Origin of the sequence: Lysinibacillus sp. FSL K6-3209 (genome assembly GCF_037976175.1) — a bacterium.
GTDB classification, from domain to species: Bacteria; Bacillota; Bacilli; order Bacillales_A; family Planococcaceae; genus Lysinibacillus; species Lysinibacillus sphaericus_D.
On the sequence record NZ_CP150264.1, the window covers coordinates 3,536,485 to 3,559,097 of the forward strand.

The following is a 22,613-nucleotide window of genomic DNA, read 5'->3' on the forward strand; positions in this document are numbered from 1 at the left end:
AAGTCTATCATTTACAAATGCATTCAAGTTTCTGTGAGACAATTACATAATCTGTAATCATAAAAGTTAGAAGCATTCTTAAACAAATCATTTTTTGTACGCCACCCTGTTGAATCATAATTTTCGAAAATTCTAATGTAGCCAGACGATTGGCTAATTCAAATTCTTCAGCATTTGTTAACGGCTCTCCGTTTGGATGACAACCTAAAACAAAATTACCTGCATAGGAATCTTTCAGTACATTCGGATGCATCGATTTATAATGCACTTCGGTAATGGCATCTTCATCATTCATAAGATTATGCGCTACTAAATAGTGTTTTAAAGCCCCTTTTAAATCAATTGCAATCGCCGTTTCAGCTAAAATCGTTCGATAATATACTAGCACGATTTCAGCATCTTCTAAATTCGGCGTTACCTCCAGCATCATTTCTCCAGAAGGACGAACATAAAGGTGCACAATCGCTTCCCTTTGACCATCAGTTAATGTGATCGTCGTTTGTCCATATCGCATGCTTTTAAAAAATATACGATTGTCGACTACATATCCTGCGGCAATTTGATCATTGTCCATTCGTAACGCAGTCGCTTCAATTCCTAATACTTCGATACAATTTTTCAGTTCGTAAATATTCGGCTGAAAAAAATGACTCTCACAGTGCATCGTAATATGGTTTTCAATCAATTGTTTTAACATTCTCTCTACATCCCCTGTCAATTCAAAAATGATTACATTCATTTTAAAAAAATTACCTGAACAAATTCTGAACATTTTTGACAATTAACCCAAATAATCGACAGTTGTTTGTAGTCGATTTTATGTAATGAGTAAAAGAAAAAAGATGTATCAAAAGTGATAATCTCACTCTTTGATACATCCTTATCTGTCACACTATAACCTAGCGTGCATTTTGTAAAATTGTACGTACATCTTCTTCTTGTAACTTATTGAAGTTGCCAAAAGGTCCATTTTCCATGGCATGTTCAACTATTTGGTCGAATTTTGCATCATCAATATCATAATCAGCTAAACGATTTGGTGCACCTAAAGATGTCCAAAATGCCGATAGACGATCAATCCCCTCATGAGCAACTTCCTCTGTTGTCTTTCCAGTTGCATCAACACCAAAGACGCGTGTCGCAATACCCGCAAAGCGCTCAGGATTAACCGATACATTTAGACGCATCCAATGTGGTTGCAATATTGCTAAACCACCTGCATGCGGTATATCATAAATGGCTGATACGGCATGTTCAATATTGTGCGAAGCCCAATCCCCTTGGGAACCAATTGATAAAAAGCCATTTAAACCAATTGTTCCTGCTAGTAAAATCGTTTCCCGTAATGTCACATTCTCTAAATCTTCGATAAGTCTAGGGGCCGTGCTAATTACTGTTCTTAGTACACCTTCACACATTTCATCAGTAATGGGTGTGTTGGTTGCATTATGAAAGTATTGTTCAAAGACATGGGACATCATATCCACTATACCGTAGACTGTATGATTTTTTGGCACAGTCACTGTGTATGCTGGATTTAAAATAGAAAACTTAGGGAAGACAGCAGGGCTACCCCAACTGAATTTTTCTTCTGTTGAAGCGTTCGTAATGACCGAACCGGAATTCATTTCAGAGCCCGTTGCAGCTAGTGTTAACACCGTTCCTAACGGTAGGGCATCTTTCACCACAAATTTTCTTTTGACAATATCCCATGCGTCCCCGTCGTATTTAGCCCCAGCTACTATTAATTTGGAACAGTCAATAACAGAACCACCTCCGACAGCGAGCACAAGGTCAATCCCTTCCTTTTTACAAATCTCTATGCCTAGACGAGCTGTCTCTACACGCGGATTGGGCTCAACACCACTCAATTCAAAAATGGTCTTGCCCGCTTCTTGTAATTTTTCAACGACAGCATTATACACACCATTCTTTTTAATACTACCTCCGCCATAAACAACTAGCACTTTCTGACCGAACTGCGCTAATTCTTTCGGTAATTTCTCTAACGCATCTTCACCAAAATGTAACTTCACTGGATTATAAAATGTAAATGAATTCATGGAAATCGCCCCTTTCTAGTTGGATTTTCTCATATTTCTAGAGTAGAAAGCAAAGATTTATGCACCATTATACGCGCATACAATAATCCGCATATGCCCTATGTATTTTTTCAGGCACAGGTACACCTAATTCATCTTGTAATTTTCTCTGTATTTCATCGTAGCAAAGGATGCATTCTTGTTTTTTATTTTGCTTGATTAAAAATTGCAACAGTAAAAACATATACTGTTCATTAAATTCATCTAGTTCAAGCATTTTTTGTAGACAATTTAATTGTAAGAGCGGATTTATTTCCTTCGTATTCGCAATATACGTTTCAAGCAAATGGAGTACACCTTGTTTTAAACGGAGCTGCATTTGAATCGCCCAAGAATATTCTTCCTCTGCTAAAAAATCACCTTCGTAGCAATTTAACACTTGTTGAATCGTTTGTTCACTGTGATGTTCTCGTTCAAGTAATTGACCCAGTTCTTCAAAATCACTATCAATTTCAACATTTAGTTGGTAATGATTATTGACTAACTGAATCGGGTCCTCAAAACCATTTTCTTTTAAAATTTTTCTTAATTGATAGACAGACGTATGCAAATTACTTGCGGCCTTTTCAAACTCTAATTCTGGCCATAATTCCTCTAGAATAACCACATTTAATAAGGGTCTCTTTCGATGAAACCATAAATATAGAAACAACTCTCGAACTTTTCTAGTACGCCATTTCACCATCTCTTTCTGCGCATCTAGTAAATAAAAACTACCGAGTGTATGAGCATACAATGGGCTTACTCTTTTATCTCTAGTTGTTTCTTTTTGTAATTGCCACTTTTGCTGTGCCTTCATTATCGCTTTGCTAAGTCGTTTCTCATGAACAGGCTTTAACAAATAATCAGTAGCCTCAATGTCGAATGCATCCACCGCAAACTGTGCATGCGCTGTGACAAAAATTATTTGCAAAGATGGTTGTTTTAACAATAGCTGTTTTGCAACTTGTAAACCGTGCATATCTATCATTTCTATATCTAAAAAGGCAAGATCAATTGTTTCTTTTTCAAGTAAAATAAGGGCATCAGCCATAGTAGTAAATGCCCCTTTTATAGAAATCTGAAATTGCATAAGTCGCCCTAACATAATACTTAATACATCTATGCCCATCTTTTCATCATCGATAATGATTATATTCATGCTCCATCACCTTCTGGTAATAATATTAAAATGGTTGTACCCTTACCTTCTTCACTATATAATCGGAGACTTGCATTTTTCATTAACTTAAATTTTTTCAATGGATTTGTAAAACCAATACGAGAGCTTTCTTCGTTTAATAATTGTTGTAATTTATCATCTGGTATTCCGACACCGTTATCGTATACTTTAATACGAACAAATTGCCCCTCTCGCTTGACGCTCACTTCAATTGTACCGCCCTCCCTTTTTTTTGAAATCCCATGAAAAACAGCATTTTCTACTAATGGCTGAATTGACAAGGCAGGGATAAGCAGTTGAATGGTTTCGTCCAAATCATATTTAACAATCAAACGATCACCAAAGCGCATTTTTTCAATATAAAGATAAGCTTTAACAAGTTCCATTTCTTCTTCAATCGGCACCATACTATTGCGATAATGGACATTCAGCTTTGCCCGAAAATACGTTGCTAAACAGTAGAGTGCTTCTCTAGTATTTTCCACATCTACATAACTTAATCCAATAATCGTATTCAGCGTGTTGTAAACAAAGTGAGGTGTCACTTGCGTATATAAATAATTCATCTCATCTTCAATAGCATCTAATGATGATTGCCGCACAGCTAACAATGACTCAATGCGAATAAACAATTCATCCATGGCAACTGGCTTTCGTAAATAATCATTGGCTCCTCCTTGTAATGTTAACACTAAATCTGAATGTTTCATGATTGCAGTTAAAACAATAATCGGTAATTCCAACATGTCATATTGTTTACGCACTTGTCTACATAATTCATAGCCCGACATGCCGTTCATCATCAGGTCAATTAACATGCAATCCACTTTTTGCGATTTAATATATTCCATCGCCTCAAAGCCATTATCTACCCCAATAACCGTATAGCCTTTTTGCATGAGTGCATCTGCTAATACTTTGATATTCAAGTGATTGTCATCTACAACAAGGATTTTTTTGTCATTTCCTTTATAAAGTAGCGGTAAATCGAGACGCAACGCTTGTGCATCTGAAACAAGCGTAAGTTGTTTTTCTTTGTTACTATCTACTGCCATTGCTAGGGGCATTGTAAATGTAAAAGTAGTTCCTTTATCAAGGATACTTTCTACAAAAATTTCACCTTGCAATTTTTCTACGATATTCTTTGCAATGCTTAACCCCAAGCCGAGACCTTCTTTTTTATGATCGATATTCACCTGATAGAAAGCATTAAAGATGCGCTCTAATTCATGATGTGGAATGCCAGAACCTGTGTCACTTACGGCAATGACCATATGATTATCATCTATACGAGCAGTTACTGTAATTTGTCCAACTTCCGTATGCTGTATGGCATTATGTAATAAATTGTATAGCACCTGTTTAAAGCGTAACTCATCTGTATACATTGCAGGCAAGGTTGAATCAACCTTACTGATTAAACGTACATTTTTATCATGCGGCATCACGCTATGCATTTCTTCTATCATTTCATTAATAACCATTACCGGAACCACACGAGGTGAAACACGCACTTCTCCAATCATATGGTTCGAGGAAAATAATAAATCTTCAACTAAATAGCCTAAACGTTGTGTGACATGATGAATTAAAATCACATGCTCCTGCTGTGCACGCTTTAATGGTCCCTGTACGCCTTCCATTAACGATTTTGACAGATTTAAAATTCCATCCAAAGGTATGCGTAACTCTTGGGAAGTTTTCAGCAGAAATTCATCTTTCATTTTGTTATGTGCAAACAGCTCCTCCGATAATGTTTGCACTTTTATAAATGCTGTATTAAAACGGAAATTTAACAATGAGGCGAATCCCAATAGTACAAGTAAAAATAAGATGATTTCCGTATAATCAATCGGGAAACCCGTTAAAAAATTAAAGATTAATAACGTTGCATAACAGCAAAGAGAGGCAAAAACGATTAAAATATATTGTGCCCCTTCGATACGCTTCATCATAATACGGATAAGAATCCACACATTATAAAGTACAACTGGAGCTATTACTGCAATATAAATAATTTTTCTAGTCGTTAGAGCTTGTGCAGAGGTAGCTCTCTGAGTAAATGGATTATAAATTCCATAAATAATAAAAACGATACTAAGCAAAATAACCAATGCATAAATAACTCTTTTTTTCGCCAACTGCGGATACAAAAAATAAATAAAAAGTGTTAAACAAATAAGCGCGAGCGGTAAGATGCCTAATTGTAAACGAATTTGGTAGATTGTTAAAATATCGGGGATTAATAAGAAAAATAATTTTTGATTGATAAATGACATATAGCACCCTAATAATATCGTAAACAAACCAAAAAGCAGTTCTTCCTTGCGCTGACGGTTTTGCGCATACGATATGATATAAATAATGCCAAAAATAATATACCCCATACTAACCAAAGCATCTGCCAAAACTTTAACTCGATAGTGATGTTCGATGGCTTCTATTGTGCCAAATTCTATCGGGTAAATAATACCCGCCTGTGGATAATTAAAATTGCTTACATGTATCACGATATCAAGTACACTGTTGTCACTTTGTGCAAAGACCGTATATTTATCATCATTTTCCGTACGAAAATCAGTTATTTCTGTACTTGGATTGCCCCTTGCGCCTACTTCCGTGCCATTAATAAATACACGGCTCGACTGGCGTATTGTCCGTATGTATAAGCCATACTGTCCGTCAACTGGTACTTTTACTTTGACATGATAAGTTCCAACTGTGATCCCTTCTGTATTTCGCTGAACATAGTCATGCCAATTTGCAGGTACAGTAATAGGAATTCTTTTACTTTCATAACTAGAAAGGGACTCCCACGATGGAATTAATACATTTGGATAGAAAGCCCATGTCCCTTCTAGTTTTACAGTCTTATGTTTTTGTAATTGTTCTGCATCAATTGTGACAGCACCATCATGGACAATTTGCGGGTTATCTACAAAAAAGTAATGACGATTACCGATGAAAAACACGACCATAAATAGCATGATAATAGTTACGATAATTCCAATATTTTTTTTCATTATCACGCCTCCTTAATTTTTAATTCCCTTTTTGCATTTGCCACATTTCCCCTTCTAGTTGGATAGTCGCTGTATATAAGTAATTAAAAGAAATAGAATCAACTAAATTCTACTATTGATTTAAGCGTTCTCAGATTCAATCTACCTTTTATTTTTAACAGCCTCAATACTTAATAATTAGAGTGAGAGTAAACGATCGCCTTTGGTTCTTCAAAATTATTATTTTTAATTAGTATCCTACCATACATAAGTTGAACAAAAACTGAACCGTTGTACCAGAGTTTATTTTACAAAAAATTTCTTGCCGTTTTCTTATGAACAATAAGAATTTTTGATAGTTAGTTTTTAACAAACAAATATTCAATAATGAACGCTTCCTAACGAGTAAGGTGTAGCTGTTCAGATTTTGTATAGACATACTTTATATAGTTAAGCTATTACATCATAAAGGAATTTTGTTTATGCTTATTAGTTCAATCATTGGATGCGGAATTATATTGGGGAGCTTGCTAGTATTGCGAATAATGCAATTAAGAAAGAGGCGCGTGGAAAAGAAAAAAGTGTTGGAGCAACGGCTCGAACATCTCATACTTACAAACAAAAAAAAATCTCCGTAAAATAGTTTTGTTAGCATTACCTTTAGCTAAAGGGCAAACGGCTTCATTCTATACAAAAAAGAGTCGCTCCAAATTGGAGACGACCCTTTTTGTATAGATTAAACCCATCCGCGGAAGCGTGATGCTTCTGCAGTACGACGTACACCAACCATATATGCAGCTAAGCGCATATTGATGTTACGTGTAGTGGCAGTTGTATAAACATTGTCAAATGCTTCAACCATTTTTTTGTAAAGGCGTTCTTCTACTTCTTCTTCTGTCCAGTAATAACCTTGGTTATTTTGTACCCACTCGAAGTAAGATACTGTAACACCACCTGCAGATGCTAATACATCTGGTACAAGTAAAATACCGCGCTCTGTTAAAATTTTAGTTGCTTCTGCTGTTGTTGGACCGTTTGCTGCTTCTACGACAATGTTTGCTTTAATATTATGCGCATTGTCAGCAGTAATTTGGTTTTCAATTGCGGCAGGAACTAAAATATCACAATCAAGCTCTAAAAGATCTTTATTTGAAATTGTGTTTTCGAATAATGTTGTTACAGTTCCGAAGCTATCACGACGATCTAATAAGTAGTCGATATCTAAACCTTCAGGATCATGAAGTGCACCATATGCATCTGAAATACCAATTACTTTGGCACCTAAATCATTCATGAATTTAGCTAAGAAGCTACCTGCGTTACCAAATCCTTGAATAACAACGCGAGCACCTTTAATATCAATACCACGTTTTTTTGCAGCTTCTTCGATAACGATTGTAACACCTTGAGCAGTTGCACGATCGCGACCTTGAGAACCACCAAGTACAAGTGGCTTACCTGTGATGAACCCTGGAGAGTTGAATTCGTCCATACGGCTATATTCATCCATCATCCATGCCATAATTTGTGCATTTGTAAATACGTCTGGCGCAGGAATATCTTTTGTTGGTCCTACGATTTGACTTACTGCACGTACATAACCACGGCTTAGACGTTCAATCTCACCCATAGACATTTGACGTGGGTCACAGATGACACCGCCTTTACCTCCGCCATACGGTAGATCAACGATTCCACATTTCAATGTCATCCACATTGAAAGCGCTTTAACTTCCTCTTCTGAAACAGCTGGGTGGAAACGCACACCACCTTTTGTTGGTCCTACTGCATCATTGTGCTGAGCACGGTAACCAGTAAATACTTTTGTAGTACCATCATCCATTTTAACTGGAATGCGTACTTGTAGCATACGAAGCGGTTCTTTCAGTAATTCATACATTGCTTCGTCATAGCCTAGTTTATTAAGAGCTTCTTGAATAACATCTTGAGTTGATGTGAACAGATTTAAGTTTTCAGACATATTAAATCGCCTCTTTGTTTTTATAATGATAGTATATCGGCATCATTGTAACACACTTCCGAAATAAAATGTGAACATTTTGTTAAAGTTTAAATACTTTTTCAATTTGAGCAATTGACCAATCTAAATCTTCTTGAGAAATAACTAATGGTGGTGCAAAACGAATAACAGTATCATGTGTTTCTTTACATAATAAGCCTAATTCTTTTAACTTTTCACAATATGGACGAGCTGCCTCTGTTAATTCCATACCGATAAATAAACCACGACCACGAACATCTTTAATCACCGGGTTGTTGATTTCACGTAGTTTCCCTTTGAAATATTCACCTAGTTCTTGTGAACGCTCTGCTAATTTTTCATCTAATAATACTTTAATAGATGCGATTGACACAGCACATGCTAGAGGATTTCCTCCAAAAGTTGAACCGTGTGAACCCGGGTTGAAGACACCTAAAATATCGCGGTTAGCAGCTACACAAGAAATTGGGAATACACCGCCGCCTAATGCTTTACCTAAGATGTACATATCAGGCTCTACTTCTTCCCAATCACATGCAAACATTTTACCTGTACGAGCTAACCCAGCTTGAATTTCATCCGCAATAAATAATACATTATTTTCACGGCATAGTTCACGTGCAGCTTTTAAGAAACCTTCTGGTGGAATCACAATACCAGCTTCCCCTTGAATTGGCTCAATTAAAAATGCTGCTGTATTTGGTGTAATTGCTGCTTTTAATGCTTCTAAATTACCATAATCAACAAGTTTAATATTTGGTAACATCGGTCCGAAACCGCGACGATATTCTTCATCAGATGATAAAGATACAGCTAGCATCGTACGTCCGTGGAAGTTTCCGTTACATGCGATTAGTTCTGCTTTCCCTTCTTCGACACCTTTTACGTCATAAGCCCAACGACGAGCTGCTTTAAATGCAGTTTCCACTGCTTCTGCACCCGTATTCATAGGTAAAACCATTTGTTTATTTGTTAATTTTCCTACTAGCTCATACCATTCACCTAAGTTTTCACTGTAAAATGCACGAGAAGTTAATGTTACTTTATCAGCTTGTTCTTTTAATGCAGCAATAATTTTAGGATGACGATGTCCCTGATTTACTGCAGAATATGCTGATAACATATCTAAGTATTTGTTTCCTTCTGGATCTTTAACCCAAGCACCCTCAGCCTCTGCAATAACGATTGGCAGTGGATGATAGTTTGCAGCACCGTAATTTTGTGTTTGTTCAATAACTTGTTGTGATTTTGTCATAAAGCACTCTCTCCCTACTAACTCATAATAAAAATCTATGAAAGATAGGACTGCATAGTAGAGCTGAAAAAGGAGCTATATAATAGAAACAAAAAATTTTAGTTCACCTTAATGCGATTAAGTCGCACACCTCGTAGGTTGTTTTATTTTCTACGAGGTGTTGCTAACTTTTTCTACTTACTAGAACAGTCTATCTTTGATGAACATGTGGTGCGTTCCACATTAAATCAGTAAAAAATTAAAGCATTTCTGAAGTTGTTTTTGCTTGCATATGAAGTTGTAGGTAGTCTGGGCCACCAGCTTTTGAGTCAGTACCAGACATGTTGAAGCCACCAAATGGTTGGTAACCAACGATAGCACCTGTACAACCACGGTTGAAGTATAAGTTACCAACGTGGAAATCTTCACGCGCTTTTTCTAGGTTCATACGATTATTTGTAATAACTGCACCTGTTAAGCCGTATTCTGTGTCGTTTGCAATTTCAATCGCTTCATCGAAATCTTTTGCTTTTGCAATTGCTACAACTGGTCCGAAAATTTCTTCTTTCATGATGCGAGCAGAAGGGTCTACGTCTGCAAACACTGTTGGATTGATGAAGTAACCAACTGAATCATCTGCTGTACCGCCTGCTACAAGGCGTCCTTCTTTTTTCCCGATTTCAATGTATTCAGTAATTTTATTGAAAGCTGCTTGGTCGATTACTGTTGCCATGAAGTTACTGTTGTCAGCTGGGTCACCAATTGTTAATTCATTAGTAAGCTCTGCTACACGGTTCACTACTGTATCATAAACATCTTCTACGATAACAGCACGAGAGCATGCTGAACATTTTTGACCTGAGAAGCCGAAAGCTGATTTTACAATTGATTGTGCTGCAAGCTCTAAGTCCGCTTCTTTATCAACAACAATTGTATCTTTACCGCCCATTTCAGCGATAACACGTTTAATCCAAATTTGACCTTCGTTATGTGTTGCTGCACGTTGGTTAATACGTAAACCTACATCGCGAGAACCTGTGAAGCTGATAAAGCGCGTTTTCGGATGATCTACTAAGTAATCCCCTACTTCTGCACCAGAACCTGGTACGTAGTTAACGGCACCTGCTGGTAATCCTGCTTCTTCTAAAACTTCGATAAATTTATATGCAACAACTGGTGTAGTTGAAGCAGGCTTTAATAATACTGTATTCCCTGTTACTAAAGCTGCTACAGTAGTACCCGCCATAATTGCAAATGGGAAGTTCCATGGTGAAATAACAATACCGATTCCTAATGGGATGTAATCATAACGGTTGTATTCACCTGGACGACTTTCTACTGGTTGGCCGTCTTTAATACGTAACATTTGGCGACCATAGTATTCTAAGAAGTCAATTGCTTCTGCTGTATCTGCATCCGCTTCATTCCATGGCTTACCAGCTTCTTTTGTTAATAATGCTGAAAACTCATGTTTACGACGACGGATAATTGCTGCCGCTTTGAATAACACATCAGCGCGAATCGCTGGGTCTACTTTTTTCCATGTTTTAAATGTTTCGTCAGCTACTTGCATTGCTTTTTCAGCTAATTCTCTGCTTGCTTTTGAAACGCGACCAATCACTTGTGTTTTTTTAGCTGGGTTATATGAAACGATTTTATCTTCTGTAGTAATGCGCTCTCCACCAATAATTAATGGATAGTCTTGACCTAAATAACTTTCGACTTTATTTAATGCCTCTAAATATGCGTTGTAATTTGCCTCTTGAGAAAAATCTGTAAATGGTTCATGTTTGTATGGAATCATACTATATCCTCCTTTTGTGAGCTGTAAATATTTAGTATGCAAAAACTATTGACGCAAAATATTTTTGCGTATAAAATATTCTTACACTTATTATAATGCAAAATTTCGTTGCATATTTCAAGTAAAAAATTTTTGAGGTGCACATTTTATGAATAATTCTGAACCATTACTACCCTTTTATGAGTTTATTGCAACTAATGTATCCGTTGGTATACATGCGATTGACATAACGGGTAAAACAATTATCTATAATTCAAAAATGAAAGAAATCGAAGGATTTCATTTTGATGAATTAGCAGATCGTTCAATTATTGAATTGTTTTCCTTCCGTCAACATGAAAGTACTTTAATGCGGGTGTTACAAACCGGTTTACAAGAAATGAATGTGAAACAAACCTATTGGAATAAAAACGGTCATGAAATTACAACCATTAACGATACATTCCCACTTTTCAAAAAAAATAAATTAATTGGTGCTATAGAATTTGCACGTGATATCACATCTTTAGAAAAATTAGTCTATCAGCCGCTACGACGTTATGGTGAGCCTTTAACTTTTGATATGATTACGGCAGTGTCTGAAGCAATGCAGCAAGTTATTGTCAATGCTAAAAAAGCGGCTGCAGTAAAATTACCTGTTTTACTTATCGGAGAATCTGGTACAGGTAAAGATTTAGTTGCAGAAGGTATTCACCATGCAGCATCTACTGATCCAGAAGCCTTTGTTACACTATTTAGTCGTCGTTCTGCAAAATCCGTGCTCGATAAGGTGCAAGAACTTTTACAAGATGATAAAGCCTATACTTTTTTCTTTGAACGTATTGATTTTTTAAGCCTTCCTATTCAGGAACAGCTACTCGAGTTATTGCAGTCATTACCACCATCCAAATATATGCTAATCGGCAGTGTCGGCAGTGACCCAATTACGCTTATTGCAGAGAATAAACTTTCTAAGTCTCTCTATTATTTCTTTGCAACAATGTCCATTACTATTCCAAATTTAACAGATCGCAAAGAAGATATTTTACCGTTCGTGGCAGATTATTTTAGTCGTCATCGTGAACGATTTGCGTCAAACGTGGCAGAACTTGCACCGGATGTCCAAGCATTATTCTTACAATATGATTGGCCTGGAAATCTAAAGGAACTCGAACTATTGCTAGATGAAATCGTTTCGTTTATGACAACGGAATCAACCGTTACGTTTGATTTACTACCTGTTCATTTTCGATTTAAAGTGCAAAGCCAAGACACATCTGACCATGAACCTGAATTTTTCATGTTCCACCAGCAAAACGATGTCATGCCCCTCGATGCTTATTTACGAGAAGCCGAATCCTATTATGTGCAAAATGTCTTAAATCTATATGAAGGCAATATAACGAAGGCTGCTGGTGCTCTCGGTATGAGCCGGCAAAACCTGCAATATCGCATACGGAAGATGAAAAAGGGCTAAAATGATTAATAATAAAAAAGAGAATGCCTTCACATGAAGGCATCCTCTTTTTTTAGTGTCCTGACTGTTCGATCCAGTCCTGTAATTTATCTTTTAAGGAATTAAAACCATTCGCATCGGATTCATCTACACGATCCTGTAATGATTTTCGGGGTGGTGCGTCTTTTTTTCTTGTTGCTGCAGGGCGCTCTTGTAAGGCACGAATCGATAAACTAATTTTTTCGGCCGCTTCATCGATCTCAAGTACCTTTACTTCAACCTCTTGCCCTACTGATAAAAACTCACTGACGTCTTTTACAAAGCCGTACGTAATTTCAGAAATATGCACGAGCCCTTGTGTATCGTCATCAAGTGCTACAAATGCACCGTACGGTTGAATACCTGTAACTTTTCCGGTCAATACGTCTCCTAATTCATATTTTTTTGCCATAACCTTTGCCCACTTTCTATATGTTTGCTACGTATATATCACGATAAATTATAACATACGTCAATAAGTGGGGCAAAAAATCATCCCATCAATCCATGATGGCTGTGATACGATAATAACCTTCCTCTGATTTTGAAAACTTGATGAGGAACTGCCTTCCGTACTTTTCCTGACTCCCTATAGCAACGCGAGCAGCGACGGTAGGAATAATTCCATTATATTCGCCTAGCTGACTAAAAACATCAAGACTCTGTATGGTTTGTAACATATTTGCATCCACTTCGGCATCTGGTGTTAACAAAGCATTTTGCATTTCCTTATCGTCTATGGTCACGGCGTATAAGTAAAGTGAGGCAATATTGATTGGGTGTAGTTGATTGATGATTGCTTCATCATTATTGTTTTTATATTGTTCATATATTCCTTTTATTTGTGCAATACGAGACTCATTCATATCGACAACATTAAAGTCACTGTCGTTAATAGTACCTGTTGTTTCTTGCCGTGTTTGTAAAAGTATTGTCCAAATATCATAAGGTGTGAGTTGTGATAATGTAGCGGAGTGTTGCGTTTGCTGTAATTCTCCTAAAATTGTAGCAGCGGTCTTTTGCATTACTTCACCATACTTTCCACTAGCTACTTCCTCTAAAAATTTCATATAGTCCCGATTAGGTTGCCCGTCATTTGCTATGGCAGGATATTGTTTTGTACCTAGCAATAAGACCACCCACGTATTTTTATAGGTTTCCTGTAATAGCTTGTAATCGGTAGAATCCGCATTTACATCTGCAAGTAATGTACGTTCCATTATTTTAAGTGAGCGCGCCGTTTCTTCTCGCGTATATCGTAAGTCATCAGCCAATAATAAGTAACCCATTTTTAAATATTCGAAATACCCGAAAACATCCGGATGTAATTGGTTGATATACTGCGGAGCAAATTCCCCATCGATTGGATTTGCTTTAAAGTAAAATACGCCATTTCCATCCGTTTTCAACTCCATATATTGATTATTTGCCGCTTCAATAATAGCTTGTAAATCAGATGGATATTGTTTTACATCATCTTTTTCCTTTAATTGCTGTTGATAAGGCTCAAGAAGCTTGCTATAAAAACGCTCCAATTCCTCTACCGAAATAACGTAGTTACTATAAACTGCAAACGATTCCTCAAAGCTTAAATTTCTAAAGGTTTTTATCTTTTCTAACGACCGCTTAGGAGTTATTAACCGATTCATTATATTTTCTTCCATATTTTCAACATAGTTTTCATCCGTTAATTTCAAATGCAAATTAGTCGTTAGATAAAAATCTAACATTGAATTTGCGTTTTTAATAAAATCAAACGCTTCTAGCTCATCTTTGGTCACTTTTAATTCCTTTCTAATATCCTCCTTTTTACTATTAAATTTTTCCGTTAAGTAATCTGCTACCTCTTCCTCAACTGCCTTTTCAACAGACACATCTTGTGTTAGTTCACTGTGTGTATTTTCCTGTTGATTCAATGTATAGAACGACACTAACAGACCAACTAGCAACACACTTGCAACGCTTGCTATCCATACTGCTGGCTTCTGCCATTTTAAGGCGTGTTTTTGTTGTGCGGTATTCGATTGCTTAGGTAGTGCTTCTTCTTCTTTTTCTTCTTCGATTTGCTTGAAAACATTGTCGGGATTTAATTGAAGTTCCATTCGGTCGTATGATTTTTTCAACAGTGCCATGCGCTTGTCAAATTGTTGATCATCCATTCTCAACACTCCCTTCCTGTGTCAAAGCTAGTTTAAGCTTTTCTTTTGCGCGCAATATGCGTACTTTGACAGTGGATAACGAAATGCCAAGTACCTCGGCAATTTCTTCATACTTCAACTCATGAAAGTAATATAAGACGAGCGGATAGCGATATTTTTCATCAAGTGCTTGAATGCTGTGATGCAATACGCGGTCTTCCTCAAAATTAAGGACATGCTTTTCAGCTGAAGGACTTGGGACTTGTCGCTGTGCGCTTAATAGCTCCTCCTTTGCTTGCTCACGTCGTTCTTTTCGATAATAATCACGGGTAGCATTAAGTGTGACTTTATAAAGCCATGTCGTAAATCGATCCTGCTTAAATTGATGTAAAAAACGGTATAGCTTAACAAAAACTTCTTGTGAAACATCCGCTAAATCACTACTATGTACGCCACATTGAAAGGCAAATTTTTCAACTGTTCGCTGATGGATGCGAATTAGTTCAATATAAGCTTCTTTGTCACCTTGTTGTGCTCGCTCGATTAATTCCGTTTCACTCACTCATTACCCCTCCTTTTCTATGTAACGACCTGTTCTTCCCAATTGTTACATTAATTTTAAATGACGAATAGCGCATGTGGAAGTCGCTAAAATTGATAGTACATCATGCATTGTCGCTCCAAAATTCACTTGTATTAAAACGTTGGTACGTAAAAAGTATTTATAATCAATTTTCAGAAATTTGCCTTGTGTTATGCCGTATTTGCGGTAAAATAGAACTTTAGTATAAGGAGGCTTTATTTTCGTGTCATCTAGAGATCAATTTTCAACAAAAATTGGATTTATTTTAGCTGCTGCTGGTAGCGCCATAGGATTAGGCGCTATCTGGAAATTCCCCTATATGGCGGGAACCAACGGCGGAAGTGTATTTATTTTATTATTCATTTTATGTACATTTTTCATCGGTTTACCGGTGTTAATTGCAGAATTTATGATTGGACGTCGTGGGCAAAAGGATGCTGTCACGTCATTCAAACAACAAGCCCCAGGAAAACCATGGTTTTTAATAGGTTGGGGCGGCATGATTATTGCGGGTTTAATACTATCCTTCTATAGTGTAGTAGGCGGATGGATTTTAAGTTATTTAGGACGTTCCTTAACGTTTCAATTAACGAGTGATGGTCATAACGGGAATTATGCTGATTTGTTTGGCAATATTATCTCTAGTCCATTTGAAGCGGTACTTGTGCAAGGGTTATTTTTACTGTTAACGATTGCTATCGTATCTGGAGGCATTAAAGGTGGGATTGAAAAAGCAAGTACGTGGATGATGCCATTACTATTTATTTTCTTTATTGTGTTAGTAATCCGTTCCTTAACACTTGATGGTGCAATGGAAGGCGTAAAATTTATGTTTGTACCTGACTGGTCTTACTTAAATGCCGAAACATTTTTAAAAGCGCTTGGACAAGCGTTCTTCTCCTTAAGTGTTGGTATAGCTGTTATGATTACGTACGCATCGTATCTCCCTAAAACCGAAAAAATCGGTAATTCAGCCATTAATGTAGCATCTATGAATATTATTATTTCGCTTCTTGCAGGTTTAGTTATTTTCCCAGCTGTATTCGCACTAGGCTATACACCCGACCAAGGGCCAGGGCTTGTTTTTATTATCTTACCTGCCGTTTTTGAGCAATTGCCACTTGGGGGCCTTTTCCTAACGATTTTCTTTATTCTTTTACTGTTTGCTACCGTGACTTCTTCGATTTCAATGTTAGAAATTGTAGTAGCTATCGCCATTGGAGACAAACCCGAGAAGCGTAAAAAAATCGCATGGATTGGTGGACTTATTATTTTCATCTTCGGTATACCGAGTGCCCTATCTTTCGGTATTCTATCAGATGTCAAAATATTAGATCGTTCCATTTTTGATTTTGTAGACTTTATTACAAATAGTGTCGGCATGCCAATCGGTGCCTTACTGATTTCTATTTTTGCAGGCTATTATTATACGAAGGATATTTCCCGCAAAGAGCTTGCTTCCTCAAGTCTACTGTTTAACACTTGGTATATTTTAATTCGTTATGTGTCACCTATTGCGATTTTGCTTATTTTTATCCAAGGTATTTTGCCATTATTTCAATAAGAAAGTGAGGTTGTCTAAACACAGAAGACAACCTCACTTTTATAAGGAAGCAGCTTTCGTGCAATCATTTGCACTCAAACCTTTCCAATAAAAAAACACTATATGTCGATTAAATAATACATTTTGCTTCAAACTTAATGGCCAGTAGTTTATATGAAATGGCAACACAATCTTCAATTGGAATCCACTGTTCAAACGAGTGCTCGTAGGTTTCTTGAATGACCTTTGCAAGAGCAGATGGGTCATCAATACTTTGTAGTGCTGCAACAACATCCGCTGTTTCTGTATCATAATGCTCAGCACCTAAGTGGAATGGATCCCACTCTGCTAGCAGATGCACGGCTGTTCGATTCATTTTTATATTATCCAAAATACTCACCTATTATCCTTTAATCTTAATAGGTATGATACCATAGTAAAAAAAAAAGAAAAGAGGGATTTGCTTGTCGATTTTCGATCAAACTTTAAATCGTCGCTGTACTAACTCAGTAAAATGGGACACAATGGAGAAAGTTTATGAATTAAGCGATACAACAGATATATTACCAATGTGGATAGCGGACATGGACTTTGCTCCACCCTCTGCCGTTTCAAAAGCACTACAAAAACATGCTGAAGAAGCGATTTTTGGCTATAGCTATGTAGGCGAGGAAGCAAAACAAGCAATAGTAGATTGGCAAAAAAAACGATACAATTGGCATATTGAGAAAGAATCTATTTCATTCAGCCACGGTGTCCTATCAGCTTTGGCAAATATTTTGACTGCACTGACTCAGCAAGGAGATAAAGTGCTTATTTCTACCCCCTTCTATCCGCCATTTTTTAGCATTCCTAAAAGCAATGACCGCGAAGTGGTTACTTGCCCTTTAGTCGCGCAAGATGGAACATATGTCTATAATTTCGAGGCTTTTGAACAGGCACTTGCCCAAAACGTTAAAGCTTACATATTGTGTAATCCACATAATCCAGGAGGCTATGTATGGGATGAAGCCACATTAAAAGAAATTATTCGTTTATGTGCAAAATATGATGTGCTCATTATTTCAGACGAGATTCATGCTGATTTAATGTTAGATGGTGCACAACATACTCCGCTTGCAAAATTGGCAGGAGATGAAATTAATCGTGTTATTACCTGTATGGCACCGACAAAAACATTTAATCTTGCAGGAATTCAAGTTGCTTATATTATTACGACTGATAAGAAAAAGCAAATGCTTTTAGAGGCGGTTAATATGGCTAGCGGGCAAGGTTCATTGAATAGCTTTGCACCTGTAGCACTGCAAGCAGCCTACGCAGAAGGATTGCCATGGCTAGAAGAGTTACTTCTATATATTTCAAATAATATGAATTATGTTATAGCCGAGTTAACGCAATTGCCTGGCATACACATTGCCAAGCCTCAAGGTACGTACTTACTGTGGATCGATTGCCGCCAACTAGGTCTCAATGAAAAAGAATTAATGCAACGTTTGCTTGAAGTTGGAAAACTTGCACTAGAACCTGGCTCAAAATATGGTGAAGAAGGTCGTGGCTTCCTGCGCATGAATGTAGCTTGCTCCTTTGATACGGTAAAAGATGCCGTTGCTCGTTTTAAGCTCGCATTGTCATAAGTGCCAGTCACTCACACAATTTTGAATTTTCAAGCTGTGGCTTACACTGTGCCTGCTGTCGGGATGTATATAAAAAGACTATAGACAAACTCGGGAAATCTCAAGTTTGTCTATAGTCGGAGGCACTCTTTTGCAGAGTGCTTTTTTAATTGTGTCTATTGTTGGTGCTGTTTCTCTCAGCTAAAATACGTGCTTCGATTTCCTTAGATTTTAATTCCTGCTTTTTAGAAATTTTACGGAAAATCATAAATACGCCTATACATAAAATAAGCATAATTAAAAATTCAAAAGCTGCTGGAATATACGCTGATTTATCTTCAGGGAAATATAAAAATTGATACATCAAATGTTCCATATTTTCTACACGTCCTTACAATAATTATTCAAAAACTGTAATTGACTCGATTTTCACATCTTCAACAGGTTTATCACGGAAGTCTTTTTCTACTTCAGCAATTTTATCAACGATATCCATACCTTCTACAACATGACCAAATACAGAATGTTTATGGTCTAACCATGGTGTTCCACCATTTTGTGCATATGCCTCAATAATTTCTTCTGGGAAACCAGCACCTTGTAATTGGCGAAGCATATCACTTGGAAGGTGCTTCATTTGTACGATAAAGAATTGAGAACCGTTTGTGTTTGGACCAGCATTTGCCATTGATAATGCACCACGTAGGTTAAATAATTCATCAGAAAACTCATCTTCAAATGAGTTACCCCAAATTGACTCTCCACCCATACCTGTACCAGTAGGGTCACCGCCTTGAATCATAAAATCTTGAATAACACGATGGAAAATAATACCATCATAATAACCTGATTTTGCATGCCCTAAGAAGTTTTCAACTGTTTTTGGTGCTTGTTTTGGGAACAATTTAATTTTTAATGCACCTAACGTTGTTTTCATTTCTACTAGTACTTCGCCTTCTTGTACTTCAGTTGTTAATTGTGGAAACATTGGAGTCTCTCCTTTAAATGTAAATTTCAGTTTCAACGAAAATGATTATACCTCATCATTTCTGACCTCATATTAGTCTAACATACTTCCTAGCTGTTTTCTCCACCAAAGTATTGACGAATTTTGCAATTTTACAATCGTTTAGCCAATTATGATTGCGAAAATCTAGAAACTTCTGTGTAGTACCAATGGTAGTATAACCCAAAATCATGTTGGAATGACAGACGACCTCAAAGCTATTCTTATTTTGTAATTTAGTATTGTGTAAATAGGTCTGAACGAGTATTTGGAATACATCCAAAATATGCTATTCTGATGAAAGACTTATTTTCAAAGTTGGAGGCATGTATGAAAAAAGTGTTTGGTTTTATTATTGTAACGCTATGTTTACCTACCATTTGGTGGATTGGTACAAATATACGAGCAGAGCTGAATACAGCACAAGCCCACGAACAACAAATTCAGGAGAAAATTGAGGTGCCTGAAGTACAGGTACAGCTTCCAGTCACACTAGTTGATCAGAACGGCCAAACCTTTAGTGAGGAATATGTCGAATGGCGACAGCCTTTAACTTTACAAGAAATCCCACAAATTGCCCAGGAAATTTTTATTGCCAGTGAGGATGCAGACTTTTATAATCATGTCGGCTTCGATCTTAGTGCTATCCTACGCGCGGTTGTCGCTAACTCAAACACCAATTCAGCTTCACAAGGAGGTAGTACCATTACCCAACAGCTTGTTCGTATGCGTTATTTATCTGATGAAAAAACATACGAAAGAAAACTGACGGAGCTATTTTATGCCTATGAACTTGAAAAGAAATATGATAAAGATGCCATTTTAACGATGTATTTAAATGAATCCTATTTTAGCAATCAAGTTTATGGAATAGGTAGTGCAGCAAGCTATTATTTTCAAAAGCCTATCCAAGAATTATCGATTGCACAGATAGCGTTTATTTCAGCTATTCCTAACAATCCTTCTCTTTATAACCCTTTAAAACATTTTGATGATACCAAGGCAAGACAAGAGCGTCTCCTTGATACACTCGCTACAAGTGGCGTTATTACAAAAGAAGATGCAATGACGTATAAAGCAGAAGCAATCACATTAAATGTTAAGAACAAGGTACAAAGCTATCCGATGTATAGTACTTACGTTCTTCAAGAGTTACGCTGGCTAGTAGCCGAGAAGGAAGGCTATACAGATCGACTGCTAAACACGCAAAGTGAAGAAGAAAAGAAAACCATTCAAGCACAACTAGACAATCGGCTTAATACTTTATATCAGAATGGTTTAACTATTTATACTGCACTGGACCCAGTTAAACAGAATCATGATGAAGAGCGTATGACTGCTATTTTAGGCAATGGTCAATTACAGGCGGCGGGTGCTGTTATTAACAATTCGTCTCGTGAAGTCGTCAGCCTTTATGCTGGAAAAAATTATGAAAAATTTGATTATCATCGAGCCTATCAAGGTCCGCGACAGCCAGGGTCAGCCTTTAAGCCACTTGCTGTCTATGCACCCTATTTTGAAACAACAACCCATACCCCAGATTCTATTGTCAATGGTGGTAGCTATTGTGTCGGTTCTTTCTGTCCACAAAATTATGGAGGGTATCAATACGGTGATGTGTCAATTCATACAGCATTCCGGAATAGTTACAATACGTCCGCTCTTCGCATTTTTAATGCTGTGGGGGTGGATACAGCTTTCAGTTATCTTGACCGTTTCCATTTCCGTTCCATGGTGGCAAAGGATCATACTTACGCTGCTTCATTAGGTGGATTAACATATGGCGTCACGGCTCTTGAGCTTGCAGATGCCTATACAAGCTTTATCGATGGCTCTTATGTGCTAGCCCACAGTATTCGAAAAGTAACCGCTAATGATGGCACTGTGCTATATAGTTGGGACAAGGCACGTGACCAGATTTGGTCGCCTAAAACCGTAAAATATATGCGTGGGCTGCTTGCAGAAGTTGTCTCAAATGGGACAGGGCAAGGGGTTTATAGCAATAGTAGCTATGTTGGGGCTAAAACAGGTACAACAAATGATTACCGTGATTACTGGCTAGCAGGTTTGAATGATCAATATACGGCTGCCGTGTGGCTTGGTTATGATAAACCTCAGCCAATGGAAAAACTAGAAGCGTACAAAATCCATCACAAACTCTTTAATGTTTTACTAGAGTAACTTTCTATTATCAGCGCAAATTGTTTCAGTGACTGGCACTAGCATAAAAAACCCACTTCACTATCTGCGGGCATTTCGTAAGCCTTCGCAGGAGTCAAAGTGGGTTTTTACTTAGAAAAAATTCAGAATTGTTTGGGTGACTGGCACTTTATTTGGCAAATGGGAGACTTGCTAGTACGCCGTTGTACAATTTTAAAATGACATAAACTAATAACGAGAATAGTAATGTCCACATGAATAGCTCAAATATGAGTAATCCAATTGTTCCGCCCATAGACATATAAAGGCTCATTTTATAAATACGATAAATGAAATATATAAAAACCGTTAATACAAAAATACCTGCCAATACATAGATAGATTGAATTGCAAAGGCAGAACACATTGCACCAATAAATAAAATGACATAGCCTCCACGTGCTTGGCTCACCGCAGCCCCTTCATTGTCCTTCGAAAAAAACAACATTCCTAGTTCATGAATTGTTTCTCCAACTAATTTAAGTGCTGAAAACGCCATAAAAAAAATAAGAGCAAATACAACGAGTAACAATACACGTAATTCAAAATCCGATAAAAATTCACGCATTCCTGAATAAACACCGATTGCTTGAAACAACTGTAATGCTTCACCTACGGCATACATGCCGAACGTTAAACTAAATAATAAAATTGTAATTAATGGTAAATAACCATATATGTAAGGGTTCCTCATAAAAAATTTTTTTCCTCATTTTTTTTTGATAACTTCCTATTTATAATATAGCTAAAA

18 protein-coding genes are annotated in these 22,613 nt (G+C 37.0%); 4 read left to right on the forward strand and 14 right to left on the reverse strand.

The features are described 5' to 3' along the window. Positions 1–7: 7 nt before the first annotated feature. From MHH88_RS17350 to pruA, 7 genes are all read right to left on the reverse strand, one after another. On the reverse strand, positions 8–697 hold the full coding sequence (locus tag MHH88_RS17350) for a hypothetical protein (protein ID WP_103977763.1): 690 nt from the start codon (positions 695–697) through the stop codon (positions 8–10). A gap of 202 nt (positions 698–899) precedes the next feature. Continuing rightward, a complete protein-coding gene (locus MHH88_RS17355) occupies positions 900–2,063 on the reverse strand; it encodes an iron-containing alcohol dehydrogenase (protein ID WP_339259637.1) in 1,164 nt (387 codons plus the stop codon). A gap of 67 nt (positions 2,064–2,130) precedes the next feature. Then, on the reverse strand, positions 2,131–3,243 hold the full coding sequence (locus tag MHH88_RS17360; RefSeq protein WP_339259639.1) for a response regulator: 1,113 nt from the start codon (positions 3,241–3,243) through the stop codon (positions 2,131–2,133). Next, on the reverse strand, positions 3,240–6,287 hold the full coding sequence (locus MHH88_RS17365) for an ATP-binding protein (RefSeq protein ID WP_339259641.1): 3,048 nt from the start codon (positions 6,285–6,287) through the stop codon (positions 3,240–3,242). The genes MHH88_RS17360 and MHH88_RS17365 overlap by 4 nt, the downstream gene beginning before the upstream one ends. 715 nt (positions 6,288–7,002) lie before the next feature. Continuing rightward, a complete protein-coding gene (locus MHH88_RS17370; protein ID WP_069509732.1) occupies positions 7,003–8,247 on the reverse strand; it encodes a Glu/Leu/Phe/Val dehydrogenase in 1,245 nt (414 codons plus the stop codon). An 82-nt stretch (positions 8,248–8,329) separates the two neighbouring features. Then, complete coding sequence (locus MHH88_RS17375) at positions 8,330–9,523, reverse strand: ornithine--oxo-acid transaminase (RefSeq protein ID WP_069509735.1); 1,194 nt, start codon at positions 9,521–9,523, stop codon at positions 8,330–8,332. Between the two features lie 238 nt (positions 9,524–9,761). Beyond that, positions 9,762–11,306, reverse strand: coding sequence for an L-glutamate gamma-semialdehyde dehydrogenase (pruA, locus tag MHH88_RS17380; RefSeq protein ID WP_024364885.1), 1,545 nt, complete (start codon positions 11,304–11,306; stop codon positions 9,762–9,764). A 148-nt stretch (positions 11,307–11,454) separates the two neighbouring features. On the opposite strand from pruA, the gene MHH88_RS17385 reads away from it, so the two are divergent. After that, positions 11,455–12,762: a sigma 54-interacting transcriptional regulator gene (locus MHH88_RS17385; protein ID WP_069509741.1), complete on the forward strand. Its 1,308-nt coding sequence runs from the start codon at positions 11,455–11,457 to the stop codon at positions 12,760–12,762. Between the two features lie 52 nt (positions 12,763–12,814). Here MHH88_RS17385 and yugI read toward each other — a convergent pair whose 3' ends face one another. From yugI to MHH88_RS17400, 3 genes are all read right to left on the reverse strand, one after another. Further along, positions 12,815–13,192 (reverse strand): S1 domain-containing post-transcriptional regulator GSP13, encoded by a 378-nt coding sequence (gene yugI / locus MHH88_RS17390; protein WP_069509744.1) that lies wholly within the window; start codon positions 13,190–13,192, stop codon positions 12,815–12,817. 88 nt (positions 13,193–13,280) lie between these two features. Next, entirely contained in the window at positions 13,281–14,939 is a 1,659-nt protein-coding gene (locus MHH88_RS17395; protein WP_339259644.1) for a hypothetical protein, read from the reverse strand. After that, positions 14,932–15,480 (reverse strand): sigma-70 family RNA polymerase sigma factor, encoded by a 549-nt coding sequence (locus MHH88_RS17400; RefSeq protein ID WP_069509750.1) that lies wholly within the window; start codon positions 15,478–15,480, stop codon positions 14,932–14,934. Before MHH88_RS17400 ends, MHH88_RS17395 begins: the two co-directional genes overlap by 8 nt. A 244-nt stretch (positions 15,481–15,724) precedes the next feature. On the opposite strand from MHH88_RS17400, the gene MHH88_RS17405 reads away from it, so the two are divergent. Beyond that, a complete protein-coding gene (locus tag MHH88_RS17405) occupies positions 15,725–17,065 on the forward strand; it encodes a sodium-dependent transporter (RefSeq protein WP_107894868.1) in 1,341 nt (446 codons plus the stop codon). A gap of 109 nt (positions 17,066–17,174) precedes the next feature. Here the strand turns inward: MHH88_RS17405 and MHH88_RS17410 are convergent, their stop codons facing one another. Then, positions 17,175–17,435, reverse strand: coding sequence for a DUF1871 family protein (locus MHH88_RS17410; protein WP_024364879.1), 261 nt, complete (start codon positions 17,433–17,435; stop codon positions 17,175–17,177). 73 nt (positions 17,436–17,508) lie between these two features. Between MHH88_RS17410 and MHH88_RS17415 the strand changes: the two genes are divergently transcribed. Next, positions 17,509–18,678, forward strand: coding sequence for a MalY/PatB family protein (locus tag MHH88_RS17415; RefSeq protein WP_069509758.1), 1,170 nt, complete (start codon positions 17,509–17,511; stop codon positions 18,676–18,678). Between the two features lie 145 nt (positions 18,679–18,823). Here MHH88_RS17415 and MHH88_RS17420 read toward each other — a convergent pair whose 3' ends face one another. Together MHH88_RS17420 and MHH88_RS17425 are read right to left on the reverse strand one after the other, a co-directional pair. Next, complete coding sequence (locus tag MHH88_RS17420; protein ID WP_025220379.1) at positions 18,824–19,033, reverse strand: hypothetical protein; 210 nt, start codon at positions 19,031–19,033, stop codon at positions 18,824–18,826. 24 nt (positions 19,034–19,057) lie between these two features. Further along, positions 19,058–19,645: a peptidylprolyl isomerase gene (locus MHH88_RS17425; RefSeq protein ID WP_024364876.1), complete on the reverse strand. Its 588-nt coding sequence runs from the start codon at positions 19,643–19,645 to the stop codon at positions 19,058–19,060. Between the two features lie 348 nt (positions 19,646–19,993). Between MHH88_RS17425 and MHH88_RS17430 the strand changes: the two genes are divergently transcribed. Continuing rightward, complete coding sequence (locus MHH88_RS17430; RefSeq protein WP_339259651.1) at positions 19,994–21,844, forward strand: transglycosylase domain-containing protein; 1,851 nt, start codon at positions 19,994–19,996, stop codon at positions 21,842–21,844. A 148-nt stretch (positions 21,845–21,992) separates the two neighbouring features. Here the strand turns inward: MHH88_RS17430 and MHH88_RS17435 are convergent, their stop codons facing one another. Beyond that, positions 21,993–22,556, reverse strand: a complete 564-nt coding sequence (locus MHH88_RS17435; protein ID WP_069509765.1) for a DUF5366 family protein — start codon at positions 22,554–22,556, stop codon at positions 21,993–21,995. Positions 22,557–22,613 lie beyond the last annotated feature (57 nt).